We start from the raw sequence: 12,856 nt of genomic DNA, 5'->3' as shown, positions 1-12,856 counted from the left end.
TCGATTGCCCTTCTTGTTCGTGGAATGGGCTTCATTGAACTGGCGGTGGGTAGCCGCAACAATCGATTAAAAGTCATACTAGCCATGTCCTCACGTCATAGCTTGGATCCACATGAAACGACTGCCGCCCCTGCCCGCCCTGCACACGTTCTGGATCACCGCCCAGTGCTGCAACTTCACCCGGGCTGCCGAGCAGTTGCACATCACGCAGGGCGCGGTCAGCCGACAGATCGCCGGGCTGGAAGAGCATCTGGGTTATCCGCTGTTTATTCGTCTGGCCCGAGGGTTGAAGCTGACAGCCGAAGGTCGGGAATGGATGTTGCGCGTGCAACAGATGTTCGGCCTGCTCGGTGAGGCGGTGGAGCAGATCGGCGTGCGCCGTCAGACCCTGCAACTCAAGGCGCCGAGTTGTGTGATGCGCTGGCTTTTGCCACGGTTGCTGCAATGGCAGAAGGAGCGCCCGGACGTGCCGGTGAAACTGACCGCGTCTTTGCAACATGGCGTCGACTTTCAACGTGAGCAGTTCGACGCGGCGGTGATTTATGGAACACCGCCAGACAACTCGCCGGGTGCGTTGCATCTGTTCGATGAACAACTGACACCGGTCTGTTCGCCACTGCTGCTCAAAGGCTCGCCGGCGCTGAAGACACCCGCCGATCTGCAGCAACATCTGCTGCTGCATCCGACGCACGATGTGCAGGACTGGTCGGTGTGGCTGAGCGCCGCCGCACTTCAATTGAACAATGTCAGCAGCGGTCAGCATTTCGAGACGCTGGATCAGGCCATGTCGATGGCGTCCCACGGGACGGGGGTGGCAATCGGTGATTGGTCACTGATCGGTGATGACTTGCACGCCGGGCGATTGGTGATGCCGTTTGAGCTGAAGGTGAAGACCGGGCTGGCGTACTACCTGGTGGTGCCGCAGGGCGGGGAAACTTCGCCGCAGCTTGAAGAGCTGATGCTGTGGCTGGTTGAGCAGGCCCACACCCGCTGAACACCTCGTCAAACCAGAAACCCTAATCCCCTGTAGGAGCTGCCGCAGGCTGCGATCTTTTGACTTTTGTTTTTTAAAGACAAGATCAAAAGATCGCAGCCTTCGGCAGCTCCTACACGGGATGTGTGTGTGTGTGTGTGGTTTAGAAGCCGACAGCGCGGTGCGTCGGTTTAGTAGCCGACCGTAAACCGCATACGCGAATGCTTCGGCGCTTCCACCTCGTCGATCAGCGCAATCGCGTAATCGGCAAAAGTGATCCAGCTCCGCCCTTCTTCACTCACCAGCAAATGATCCTGGCCGACGCGGAACTTGCCGCTGCGCTCACCTTCGACAAACTCCGCCGACGGTGACAGGAAGGTCCAGTCCAGATCCTTCTCCTGGCGCAACGCCTCAAGAAACGCAGCACCGGCACTGGCTTCGGTTTTGTACTCCGCCGGGAAACCTGCACTGTCGATCACCCGAGTGTTGTCCGGCAGCAACAACGAGCCAGCACCGCCGACCACCAACAAGCGTTTCACACCCGCCTGCTTCACCGGCCCGACAATCGCGCTGGCCGGCACCGTGGCGAAATGCGCGGCGGTGATCACCACGTCATGACCCGCAACGGCGTCTTGCACTGCGGCTGAATCCAGCACATCGACATTCTTGCTGACCACACCGGCACGCGCGCCGATCTTCGAAGTATCGCGGGCAATGGCAGTGACGCTATGACCGCGACGCAGGGCTTCTTCCAGCAGTTGGCTACCGGCACGACCGGTGGCACCAATGATTGCGATTTTGCTCATAACATTCTCCAGTTGGCTTGAGTGTTTCAGTAACGGCAAAAATCTACTGTTGTAAGGCAATCCCCTCGCCACAAATGCAGTCTTCAGTCCTCAGTTTTTGAGCGGTCAGTGTCAGCGGGTTACCACTGCATCTCACCTTTGGCGACTTTCGCGCTCAGTTCCAGCGAGCTTTCCTCGCCCAGCGTCGGGTAGCGCTTTTTCATGGCGGCGATCAATGCGGTGGAGTCCTTGGCTTTGGCGGTTTCTGCGTCGAACGCTTTAATGTAGTCGGCAGTGAATTTAACGCTGGCCAGCGAACGGCTGCTCTCACCCAGGTAATGTCCCGGCACCACGGTTTGCGGTTTCAGGGTTTCGATCGAGTGCAGTGTCGCCAGCCAATCGGCGTGGGATTGCGCGGTCTGGGTGTCGGCCATCCAGACGTGGATGTTTTCGGCGACGACCACGCCACCGACCACGGCCTTGAGCGACGGAATCCACACGAAGCTGCGGTCTGGTTGTTTGCCGTCCAGCCCGATCACCTGCAACTTCTGCCCTTCGAGCATCAGGCTGTCGCCCTTGAGGACGCCCGGCACGATGGTTTTTGCAGGGACGTCGGCGCCCATTTTCGGGCCCCAGAACGCGAGTTTTCCTTCGACGGTTTTGTTGATGTGATCCACGGTCGGCTGCGAGGCCAGCACCTTGGCGTCAGGGAAGGCTTTGGTCAGGGTATCGAGGCCGAAGTAGTAATCCGGATCACCGTGGCTGATGTAAATAGTGGTCAGGTGCTTGCCGCTGGCGCGGATCTTTTCCACCACTTGCTCGGCTTGGGATTTGCCGAACTGCGCGTCGACCAGAATCGCGTCTTTCGCGCCGCTGACCAGTACCGAGGTCACCGGAAAAATAGCGTTGGTGCCAGGATTATAGACATCGAGGGTAAGGTTGGCAGCGGCTGCGTGGGCGGCGAAGCCAAGGGAGGCCGTGGCGAGTAAAACGCGTTTGATTGTGGTGAAGCCGATCATCTGTTGCTCCAGTATCCGAAATGCCGTGTCTGGCGATGGGACAGAGCTTAGTTGCCTGAGTCAGTACAAAAAATGCGATGCTTGAACATAGTTTGTTTCTGAAAGCGGGCAAATCATGGATCGTCTCCAAGCAATGCGAGTATTCGTCACGGTGGTGGATCTGGGCAGCCAGTCGGCCGCCGCCGATCATCTGGACCTGTCACGCCCGGTGGTTTCGCGTTATCTGGCAGAGCTGGAAGACTGGGTCGGTGCACGCCTGATGCACCGCACCACGCGCAAATTGAGCCTGACCGCTGCCGGCAGTGAAATCCTGCCGCGTTGCCGACAGATGATCGAACTGTCGAGCGACATGCAAGCCGCCGTCAGCGAGCCCGACGATGCGCCGCGCGGGTTGCTGCGGATCAGCGTCAGCACCTCGTTCGGCCAGGCGCAACTGGCCGATGCGATGGCGGCTTACGTCAAGCGCTATCCGGGCGTGAGCATTGACCTGCAGATGCTTGATCGCACGGTGAATCTGGTGGATGAGCGGATCGACCTGGCGATTCGCACCAGCAACGATCTGGACCCTAACCTGATTGCCCGGCGCCTGACGGTGTGCCGCTCGGTGGTCTGCGCGACCCCGGCGTATCTGCGCGAAAATCCCGCGCCACAGCGCGTCGAAGATCTCAGCCGGCACAACTGCCTGACCCACTCGTATTTCGGCAAGAGTCTGTGGCACTTCGAAGAGGATGGCGAGCAGGTGTCCGTGCCGGTGCAGGGCAACATCAGCGCCAACGAGGCCAGTACGTTGTTACGCGCGACCCTGGCCAGCGCCGGGGTGGCGATGCTGCCGACGTATCAGGCCGGGGGGCACATTCATGCGGGTGAATTGATTCGGCTGCTACCTGATGCCGAACCGCGACAGATGAACATCTACGCGGTCTACGCCTCACGCAAGCACATGCCGACGGCGTTGCGCAGCCTGCTGGATTTTCTGGTGGTGAGGTTTCCCGAGAATCCTGAATGGGATGTGGGCCTGTAAAGATCAAAAGATCGCAGCCTTCGGCAGCTCCTACAGGGTCTATGTAGGAGCTGCCAAAGGCTCGGGCCGCGATCGGACGATCTTTTGATCTTGTTCTATGCTGAAAGTAATACCGCAGAGTATTCGTTCAGAGGTCGAACACCATGAACATCAAAACAAGAAGGTATTTCGCAATTTTCATTACCTGCGCCGCCACGCTCGCGCTGTATGGCACTGCGGCCTGGCGGGTCGAGCAACAGCGACAACTGCCCCGCGAATACGCGAGTTGCAACTTCGAGCGCTGCATTCCGCACAATGCCACGCTGAACGCATTGCGCTGATCCAGCTGACTGGAATGCGATCCTGTGGGAGCTGGCTTGCCGGCGATTGCGGACTCACATTCAACATTGATGTCGACTGAGCCACCGCCATCGCTGGCAAGCCAGCTCCCACAGGTTTTTGCAGCGTTTATGAGGCTATTGCTCGGCCTTCAACCGGTCGCGAAACGCCTTTGGCGATATCCCCACCCGACGCCTGAACAACCGCGTGAAGTTGGTCGGATCGGAAAACCCCAACAATTCCGACATCTCATAAATCGTCATGCTGGTGTAGGTCAGCAAGCGCTTGGCTTCCAGTAACTGACGCTCGTGCATGATCTGCAACGCCGGTTGCCCCGCCAGCTCACGGCAGGTGCCGTTGAGGTGCGACACCGAAATGCCCAGTCGATGCGCAAGATCCTCAACCTTCACATGCTGGCGGTAAGTCTCTTCCACCAGTTGGATAAACCCATTGAGGTATTCGCGCTGGCGCTGTGGCCGCTGGCTGGCCTTATGGCGCACGATTGCCTGACGACTGACCCAGACCATGATCACGCTGACCAGCGCATGCATGAGCATTTCCCGCGCCGGTTGATGGCCGTTGTACTCAGCCTGCAACGCTGAAAACAGGCTGTTCAGATAATCGCCGTCGTTGCCCGCCGAGTAAGCATGCGCCTGCGCCAACGCGTGCACCGCGTCGCCCAGTTGAGCCTGCAAGTGATGGATCAGCGGCGTTGCGAGGGTAACGATGAACCCTTCAACGTCCTCGGAAAAGCGAAAGCCATGCACCGACAGCGGCGGCAGGACTTGAATCGCGGGTGTTTCGAGCTGGGTGCGCTGGCCTTCGATTTCAAGCTCTGCCTGACCTTTGAATACGAAGAGCAACTGACACAAATCGGCGTGGCGGTGGGGTTTGATTTCCCATTGATGTTCGCGACTGCGTGAGGAAATGGTTTCACAGTGCAGCAAGTCAGGGGTCGGCCAGTCCAGGCTTTCACCGTAGAGCTTGAACACCGGAATCGAAGGCAGCTCGGGCTTGTTCATCACTTCAATCCAGGCCTCTTGTATTGCGGGCGATAATCGCCCCGATTGGCAGAATGTACAGGTATCGGCTCAGTTTTCACCTTCAATTGACAGACCCGCAAGGGAAAAATGCAAGCACTCGATCCATAAAAATCATTCACCGGCGAATGTCGCGTGAAGCTTGCGAGTCATAAAAACAATGAAAACGCTAAAAACCCAAGTCGCCATCATCGGCGCCGGTCCGTCCGGACTGCTCCTCGGCCAACTGCTGCACAACGCTGGCATCGATACACTCATCATCGAACGTCAAACACCTGACTATGTGCTCGGGCGGATTCGCGCCGGTGTGCTTGAACAAGGCATGGTAGAGCTGTTGCGTGAGGCGGGCGTCGGTCAGCGAATGGATGCCGAAGGGTTGCTGCACGGGGGGTTCGATCTGGCGTTGAACGGGCGCCAGGTGCACATCGATCTGCACGCTTTGACCGGTGGCCAGAACGTGATGATCTATGGCCAGACCGAAGTCACCCGCGACCTGATGGCCGCTCGTCGGGAGGCGGGGGCGACGACGATTTACGCAGCGAGCGATGTCGTTCCTCACGGCATGAAAAGCGACGAAGCTTTTGTCACCTTCGAAAAGGACGGTGAAGCCTGGCGTGTCGACTGCGATTACATCGCCGGTTGCGACGGTTTCCACGGTGTCGCCCGCCAGTCGATTCCGGCTGATTGTCTGAAGGTGTTCGAGCGGGTGTATCCGTTCGGCTGGCTGGGGATTCTTGCCGATACCCCGCCAGTGCATGACGAACTGGTCTACGCCCGCCACGAACGTGGTTTTGCCCTGTGCAGCATGCGCTCGGCGACTCGCACCCGGTATTACCTGCAAGTGCCGGCAGACGAAAACGTCGACGACTGGTCCGATCAGCGCTTCTGGGATGAACTGAAACGTCGCTTGCCCGTGGAGCTTGCAGAGAAACTGGTCACCGGCCCGTCTATTGAAAAAAGCATCGCGCCGCTGCGCAGTTTTGTCGTCGAGCCGATGCAGTACGGACGGATGTTTCTGGTCGGCGACGCCGCGCACATCGTCCCGCCCACCGGTGCCAAGGGTTTGAATCTGGCGGCCAGCGACGTCAGCACACTGTTCAACATTCTGCTGAAGGTCTATCGCGACGGTCGCACGGAGCTACTGGAGAAATACTCCGAGATCTGTCTGCGCCGGGTGTGGAAGGCCGAGCGTTTTTCCTGGTGGATGACCTCGATGCTGCATCGCTTCGACGATCACGATGCGTTCACCCAACGCATCAGCGCGTCGGAACTGGACTACTTTGTCAGTTCAGAAGCCGGTCGAAAAACCATTGCAGAAAATTACGTCGGACTTCCTTATGAGGCTATCGAATAGCCTGCTACCGACTTACACTGGCGAGCATCCCCGCTCGCCTGATGATCTGCGGGACTTCCACTGCCCGCAGGTTTTGCCCGTGACCCATCTCAATCACCCCGAAACGCCCAAACCGGCCATTCGCAGCGTGCTGGTCGCGCTGATGATGGCGATTTTTCTGGGTGCGCTGGATCAGACCATCGTTGCCGTGTCGATGCCGGCCATCTCCGCACAGTTCAAGGACGTCAGCCTGCTGGCCTGGGTGATTTCCGGGTACATGGTGGCGATGACCGTGGCGGTGCCGATCTACGGCAAGCTCGGCGATTTGTACGGGCGACGCAAACTGATGCTGTTCGGCATGGGCCTGTTTACCTTGGCCTCGCTGTTCTGCGGCATGGCGCAAAGCATGGAGCAACTGGTGCTGGCGCGGATTCTTCAGGGGATTGGTGCGGGCGGAATGATCTCGGTCAGCCAGGCAATCATTGGCGACATCGTGCCGCCACGCGAACGCGGCCGCTATCAGGGTTACTTCAGCAGTATGTACGCCGTCGCAAGCGTGGCCGGCCCGGTGCTGGGCGGCTACATGACCGAATACCTGTCGTGGCGCTGGGTGTTTCTGATCAACCTGCCACTGGGCCTCGGCGCCTGGTGGGTGGCCAATCGCAATCTGCGCGGGCTGCCGATTCCGCAGCGCAAACCGGTCATCGACTATCTCGGCACGTTGCTGATGATCATTGGCCTGACGGCGTTGTTGCTCGGCATCACGCAGGTCGGTCAGGGCCATTCGTGGCGCAGCAGCGAAGTGCTGGGGTTGTTCGCTTGTGCGGTCGTGGTGCTGGCGATTTTCGTCTGGCACGAGCGTCGCGCACGGGAGCCGTTGTTGCCGATGCATCTGTTCGCCAACCGTAATGCGTTGCTGTGCTGGTGCACGATTTTCTTCACCAGTTTCCAGGCGATTTCGCTGATCGTGTTGATGCCGCTGCGCTTTCAAACCGTCACCGGTGCCGGCGCCGACAGTGCCGCGCTGCACCTGCTGCCGCTGGCCATGGGGCTGCCGATCGGGGCTTTTTTTGCCGGCCGGCGCACGTCCATCACCGGTCGCTACAAACCACAGATTCTGACGGGTGCGATCCTGATGCCGATCTCGATTGTCGGCATGGCCTTCAGCCCGCCCGAGGCGACGCTGATGAGCGGTTTGTTCATGTTGCTCAGCGGTATTGCCGGCGGCATGCAGTTCCCGACTTCACTGGTCGGCACGCAGAACTCGGTGGAGCAACGCGACATTGGCGTCGCCACCAGCACCACCAACCTGTTCCGCTCGCTGGGCGGCGCGGTGGGTGTGGCGTTGATGTCGGCGCTGTTGCTGGCGTTGCTGCAGGATTCGAATTTCGCCCATTTGGCGAGCACTTCGCTGATGGCCGAGGGACATTCCGGCAACGTGCTGCTGGACGGTTTGAACGCAGCGCCGGGGGATGCGCAAAACGCTTTGCGCGCGGAGCTTGCGATGACCTTCCGGCATTTGCTGTGGGTCAGTGCGGCGGTATCGCTGCTGGGGCTGGCGGCGGCGATTGCGATGCCAAACAACCTGCTGCGCGGACGTGAGCACGGCGCCCGCTAACAGCAAAGATCGCAGCCTGCGGCAGCTCCTACAGGGGGTTTCGGTAAACATTGCCCCCTTGTAGGAGCTGCCGCAGGCTGCGATCTTTTGACTTTCAGGGGCTGTAATACCCAACCGCCACCAGAAAATGCCCGACCTTCTTCAGGTACGCATGCTTGTCTTCGACCTTGCCGGTCACCGGGTTCTTCCAGCGGTATTCGTATTCGCCGTCGTCCTGCTTGCCAATCAGGGCCAGAATCGGCTCGCCCACCGGTTTGCCTTCCGGGTCCTTGATCTTGCTGAAGTCGGTATTGATCAGGCGCAGATTGGTGCCGTGGGCGACGTAGCGCTGGTTATTCAGATCGACCACGAACACATACAGGTCATCCTGCAGATAACCGCCCTTGAGCGAATTGATCGCCGTGAGCGTGCCTTTTTCGTCTTTGCCAAGATCCGTGGCGGCTTTGTCGAGCAACGCCTTGGCTTGTTCTGCCGACGCACGGGGCAGGTAGTAACCGACCGCGAGGATGCGCTGGCCGATGCGCTGATAGAACACATGCTTGCGTTCGACCTTGCCGTCGGACCAGTTCTGCCAACGGTATTCGGCTTGCTGAATGCCGTTGCCTTCGGGCACCCGCAACGCTTCCTTGAAGGCTTTTTGCAGATCAGGGCCGAGCACTTCGCTGACATCGCGGCCGATGAGCGCCGATGACGGGCCGCCACTGGCGAGCATCACGCCTTTGGTGTCGACCACGAACACGTAGCGGTCCTTGTCGACAAACTCGCCCTGGCGACTGAACGCGGCGAACGCCTTGTCGCCGTTGTCGTGGTAATAGGCCAGTGCCTTTTCCAGCAGGGCAATAGCAGCCTTGCTGTCATCCTTCTCCGTGGTCGCGGCGCTGGCTTGCCCCAACCCCACTAACAGCATCACGCCGAGCCAGGCCACTTTATGCAAAAACCCCATGACGCATCCCTCGTTCTTGTTGGTGTTTCAAGAGCGTAGACGGGTTGGGGTGATGTATGGATATTCAGATTGTTTCTGAAAACTGCCGCAGCTTTGTGTGGTGGGTGGTTTTATTTGTGGGGAAGGGATTTAGCTGTGAAAAGAGATTTATCTGTGTACAGATTATCTGTGGCGAGGGGATTTATCCCCGATGGGTTGCGAAGCAGCCCCCAAGCCATTCAGTGCGGTGGGTCAGCAAAAATGAGTGGTGTGGATTGGGGCTGCTGCGCAGCCCATCGGGGATAAATCCCCTCTCCACAGATACCCCTCGCCACAGGGTTCATCGACACATCATCCGATCTCAGGGCCGCGCATTGATCTGCTGCTGCAAGTTCTGGATCTGCGCCGACAGCGTGTTGAGGTTGCGGGTCATCTGGCCACGGAACGCATCGAACTCGGCCGTGTTGCCGCCACCCTGTGGCGTGGCCGGGCGGTTGTCCTGCATGCTTTTGAGGACGACGATTTCCTGCGCCAGACGATCAATCTCGGCGCTCGGGTTACCCTGCTTTTTCAGCGCCGCGATATCAGCGCCAAGGCTCTTGAACTGCGCATCGAAAGCCTTGAGCTGAGCGTCGACCTTACTGGTGTCGGCCGGAGTGCTTTTAATGGTTGCCAGCTCTGCGCCCAGAGCTTTTACCTGCGCTTGCAACTGTGTATTCGCGGTCTGCTGCTCGGTGGTCTGGGCATTCATCTGCGCCAGACGCTTGTCCAGATCACTGGCCTGCCCCGCCACGCCCTGCTGCTGTTTGCTTTGATCGAGCAGCCTGCCTTCCAGCTGTTTGATTTGCAGCTTCAAGGCTTCGCTGTCAGTGCTGACGTTGGTCTGGCTGGCGACGACCTTGCCGGAAATATCCTGCAAGCGCCCCGCCGCTTCCTCACTGATTCGCGCGAAACTTTCCTGGGTGGCCACCAGTTGCTGCTCCATCAGCGAGATCTGCTGAAAACTCCACCATGCCAGGCCGATGAACGCGAAGAACAGTGCACCGACCAACGCCCACAGCGGCCCGGTGCTGGCAGCCTTGACCTTGACCACCGGCGGTGTACGCGAGTGCACGGTGGTGCGGGCAGTGGTCGGAATGTCATCGTCGTCGAAGGTGTCGGCACGCAGGCTCGGTACATCATCGAAATCGTCGTGGGCATCATTACGCATGGACATTGAGGCAACCTTTGTGAATCGCGGTGATGGCTAAATGCTGCGAAGTATAACCGCCGCAGCCGCAGGGATTGACCCTCAACCTGCGGTGCGGTTCATTGCCGGCCGGCCGATTGGTATCAACAGGTTTCAGCGAATGTCCTGGGCTTTCCACCAACCGCAGAACTCGTCGAGGGCCGTCCACAGGCTGACTTTCGGATCGTAGTCCAGATAATGCTGTGCACGGCTGATGTCGAGGGTGAAATTTTTCTTCATGACCTGCATGCCCAAACGCGACAGCGTCGGCTCCGGACGTCCCGGCCAGAGTTTGCAGGCACCTTCATTCAGCGCCGCGACACTGTAAGCCAGCCCGTAGGATCGGTACTTGGTGACCTGTGGGACGTCCATTTTGCGCATCACGTAATTGACCACATCCCACAAGGGCACTGGGGCGCCGTTGCTGATGTTGTAGGCCTTACCCAACGCAGAACCGGCTGCCAGCAGACTGCTGAGCAACGCCTCGTTGAGGTTGTGCACGCTGGTGAAATCGACCTTGTTCAGGCCGTTGCCGATGATCGCCAGACGGCCCTTGCGCTGCATGTTCAGCAGGCGCGGAAAAATGCTCATGTCGCCGGCGCCCGTCACGAAGCGCGGGCGCAGGGCGATGGTTTCCAGGCCAAATTCCTGTGCGCCAAAGACCTTTTGCTCGGCCAGGTACTTGGTCGCGGCATAGTGATGTTTGAAGCGTTTTGGCACCTGCTCTTCAGTCAGACCCAGATGATCGCGACCATCGAAATAAATCGACGGCGACGACAAATGCACGAGACGCCGCACCCGTTGTTTCAAACAGGCTTCGACAACATTTTCGGTGACCTGCACATTGCCCTGATGGAAGTCCTGATAACGGCCCCACAAGCCAACCGCACCCGCGCAATGCACCACGGCCTCGACGTCGGCGCAGAGATCGCGCACCAGTTGCGGATCGGTCAGATCACCGGGGACGAACTCGGCGCCACGGCGCACCAGATGCTCGACGCTCTCGGCGCGGCGGCCGTTGACCCGCACGCCCAGGCCCTGCTCCAGGGCGAAACGCGCAAAGCGCCCGCCAATGAAGCCGCTTGCGCCGGTGACCAGAATTTTCATGTAGAGCTCCAACAAAACCAGCTGCGAGCTTCAAGCTTCGAGCTGCAAGATAAAAACAGTGCGCAAGCGCTTCACTTGCCGCTTGCAGCTTGACGCTTACAGCTGCTTCAAGGGCACCAGCCATTGCGCTGAAGAACGCACCAATTGCTCGGTCAACAAGCCCAGCAGTTGACCGCCATTGCGCCAATGATGCCAGTACAACGGCACATCGATCGGTTTATCTGGCAACAGTTCGCGCAACACGCCGCGTTGCAATTGCTCATGCACTTGCAGTTCCGGCACCAGGCCCCAGCCCAGACCGGCCTCGGCCAGACGGATAAAACCTTCGGATGATGGACACAAATGGTGTTCGAAACCGCCATCCACGCCCAGCGATGCCAGATAGCGATGCTGGAGGAAATCGTCCGGGCCAAACACCAGCGCCGGCGTGCGCGGCAGTTGTTCGGCGCGCACGCCATCGGGGAAATGTCGCTCGATAAATGCCGGGCTGGCCATTGCGCGATAGCGCATGGCACCGAGCAAGACACTGCGCGCACCCGCTACCGGTCGTTCGCTGGCGCATAGGCAGGCGGCGACTTCACCGGCACGCATGCGTTTGAGGCCGACGGTCTGGTCTTCGACGATCAGATCGAGCAACAAATGTTGTTCAGCGCAGAAATCCCCCACCGCTGGCGCCCACCACGTGGCGAGGCTGTCGGCGTTAAGGGCAATACGCAGGCGTTCCGGCAGCCCTTCTTCATCCAGTGCAGGCACGAGGCTCTGCAAGTCGCGCTCAAGCAAGCGCACCTGCTGCACATGGTTGAGCAGACGCCGGCCAATTTCGGTGGGCGCCGGCGGTGTGCCGCGCACCAGCACCGGTTGGCCGATCCGCGCTTCGAGCAGTTTGATCCGCTGCGAGATCGCCGATTGCGACAAACCCAACACCTGCGCTGCACGCTCGAATCCGGCCTGCTCGACCACGGCGGCCAGAGCGGAAAGCAATTTATAGTCGAACATCAGTTTTCCTAATGAGCGATCAGCATTATTGGTTTTTCTTATACAGCTTTCAGTCGGAGAATAGCCAGCAAGCACTCTTATCAGGACTTCACTCATGGCTGGCGAAACTTCACTCACGACCTTGCTGCGCAGCATGAGTCCGCAACTCAATGCCGGCGAATACGTGTTCTGCACCCTGCGCAACGGCAACTTACCAAGCGGTCTGGAGGTCATTGGCAGCTTCCGCGAACAGGAAGGGCTGACCGTGATTCTCGAACGTGCCCACGCCGAGCAGGCCGGTTTGAGCTTCGACTATGTTGCCGCGTGGATCACTCTCAACGTGCATTCGGCGCTGGAAGCGGTCGGCCTCACCGCCGCGTTCGCCACCGCACTGGGCAAGGCCGGAATCAGCTGCAACGTGATCGCCGGCTACTACCACGACCATCTATTTGTCGGCCAGGCCGACGCCGAGCGCGCCATGCAAGTGCTGCGCGATCTCGCAGCCAACGCGGAGTAA

13 protein-coding genes are annotated in these 12,856 nt (G+C 59.2%); 6 read left to right on the top strand and 7 right to left on the bottom strand.

Going from position 1 to position 12,856, the window contains the following annotated elements:
* Positions 1 to 112: 112 nt before the first annotated feature.
* Positions 113 to 994 (top strand): LysR substrate-binding domain-containing protein, encoded by an 882-nt coding sequence (locus ICA15_RS26390; protein WP_210555047.1) that lies wholly within the window; start codon positions 113 to 115, stop codon positions 992 to 994.
* Between the two features lie 170 nt (positions 995 to 1,164).
* Here the strand turns inward: ICA15_RS26390 and ICA15_RS26385 are convergent, their stop codons facing one another.
* Together ICA15_RS26385 and ICA15_RS26380 are read right to left on the bottom strand one after the other, a co-directional pair.
* Positions 1,165 to 1,779: an NAD(P)-dependent oxidoreductase gene (locus ICA15_RS26385; RefSeq protein WP_210555046.1), complete on the bottom strand. Its 615-nt coding sequence runs from the start codon at positions 1,777 to 1,779 to the stop codon at positions 1,165 to 1,167.
* A gap of 119 nt (positions 1,780 to 1,898) precedes the next feature.
* Entirely contained in the window at positions 1,899 to 2,777 is an 879-nt protein-coding gene (locus tag ICA15_RS26380) for an MBL fold metallo-hydrolase (RefSeq protein WP_210555045.1), read from the bottom strand.
* A 115-nt stretch (positions 2,778 to 2,892) separates the two neighbouring features.
* Between ICA15_RS26380 and ICA15_RS26375 the strand changes: the two genes are divergently transcribed.
* Both ICA15_RS26375 and ICA15_RS26370 read left to right on the top strand, forming a co-directional pair.
* Positions 2,893 to 3,798, top strand: a complete 906-nt coding sequence (locus ICA15_RS26375) for a LysR family transcriptional regulator (RefSeq protein WP_210555044.1) — start codon at positions 2,893 to 2,895, stop codon at positions 3,796 to 3,798.
* Positions 3,799 to 3,941: 143 nt separating this feature from the next.
* Positions 3,942 to 4,118, top strand: coding sequence for a hypothetical protein (locus ICA15_RS26370; RefSeq protein ID WP_176091768.1), 177 nt, complete (start codon positions 3,942 to 3,944; stop codon positions 4,116 to 4,118).
* Between the two features lie 135 nt (positions 4,119 to 4,253).
* Here the strand turns inward: ICA15_RS26370 and ICA15_RS26365 are convergent, their stop codons facing one another.
* Entirely contained in the window at positions 4,254 to 5,138 is an 885-nt protein-coding gene (locus ICA15_RS26365; protein ID WP_042560695.1) for a helix-turn-helix domain-containing protein, read from the bottom strand.
* A gap of 178 nt (positions 5,139 to 5,316) precedes the next feature.
* Here ICA15_RS26365 and pobA point away from each other — a divergent pair, with 178 nt between their 5' ends.
* Both pobA and ICA15_RS26355 read left to right on the top strand, forming a co-directional pair.
* Positions 5,317 to 6,510, top strand: coding sequence for a 4-hydroxybenzoate 3-monooxygenase (pobA, locus tag ICA15_RS26360; protein ID WP_210555043.1), 1,194 nt, complete (start codon positions 5,317 to 5,319; stop codon positions 6,508 to 6,510).
* Positions 6,511 to 6,589: 79 nt separating this feature from the next.
* Positions 6,590 to 8,107 carry an MDR family MFS transporter gene (locus ICA15_RS26355; RefSeq protein WP_210555042.1) on the top strand — a complete coding sequence of 506 codons (1,518 nt, stop codon included), beginning with the start codon at positions 6,590 to 6,592 and terminating at the stop codon, positions 8,105 to 8,107.
* 94 nt (positions 8,108 to 8,201) lie between these two features.
* Here ICA15_RS26355 and ICA15_RS26350 read toward each other — a convergent pair whose 3' ends face one another.
* The 4 genes from ICA15_RS26350 to ICA15_RS26335 form a co-directional block, all read right to left on the bottom strand.
* Positions 8,202 to 9,050, bottom strand: coding sequence for a cache domain-containing protein (locus ICA15_RS26350; protein WP_210555041.1), 849 nt, complete (start codon positions 9,048 to 9,050; stop codon positions 8,202 to 8,204).
* A gap of 340 nt (positions 9,051 to 9,390) precedes the next feature.
* Positions 9,391 to 10,245 (bottom strand): ATPase, encoded by an 855-nt coding sequence (locus tag ICA15_RS26345; RefSeq protein WP_210555040.1) that lies wholly within the window; start codon positions 10,243 to 10,245, stop codon positions 9,391 to 9,393.
* A gap of 126 nt (positions 10,246 to 10,371) precedes the next feature.
* The gene (locus tag ICA15_RS26340) at positions 10,372 to 11,364 is read right to left on the bottom strand and encodes an NAD-dependent epimerase/dehydratase family protein (RefSeq protein WP_210555039.1); all 993 of its coding nucleotides are present in this window, start codon (positions 11,362 to 11,364) and stop codon (positions 10,372 to 10,374) included.
* A gap of 96 nt (positions 11,365 to 11,460) precedes the next feature.
* Positions 11,461 to 12,360 carry a LysR family transcriptional regulator ArgP gene (locus ICA15_RS26335; protein WP_210555038.1) on the bottom strand — a complete coding sequence of 300 codons (900 nt, stop codon included), beginning with the start codon at positions 12,358 to 12,360 and terminating at the stop codon, positions 11,461 to 11,463.
* 94 nt (positions 12,361 to 12,454) lie between these two features.
* Between ICA15_RS26335 and ICA15_RS26330 the strand changes: the two genes are divergently transcribed.
* Entirely contained in the window at positions 12,455 to 12,856 is a 402-nt protein-coding gene (locus tag ICA15_RS26330) for an ACT domain-containing protein (RefSeq protein WP_150616205.1), read from the top strand.

The sequence above is a fragment of the Pseudomonas sp. P116 genome, assembly GCF_020149425.1.
In the GTDB taxonomy this organism is placed as follows: domain Bacteria; phylum Pseudomonadota; class Gammaproteobacteria; order Pseudomonadales; family Pseudomonadaceae; genus Aquipseudomonas; species Aquipseudomonas anatoliensis.
This window is presented reverse-complemented; position numbering and strand designations above follow the sequence as displayed.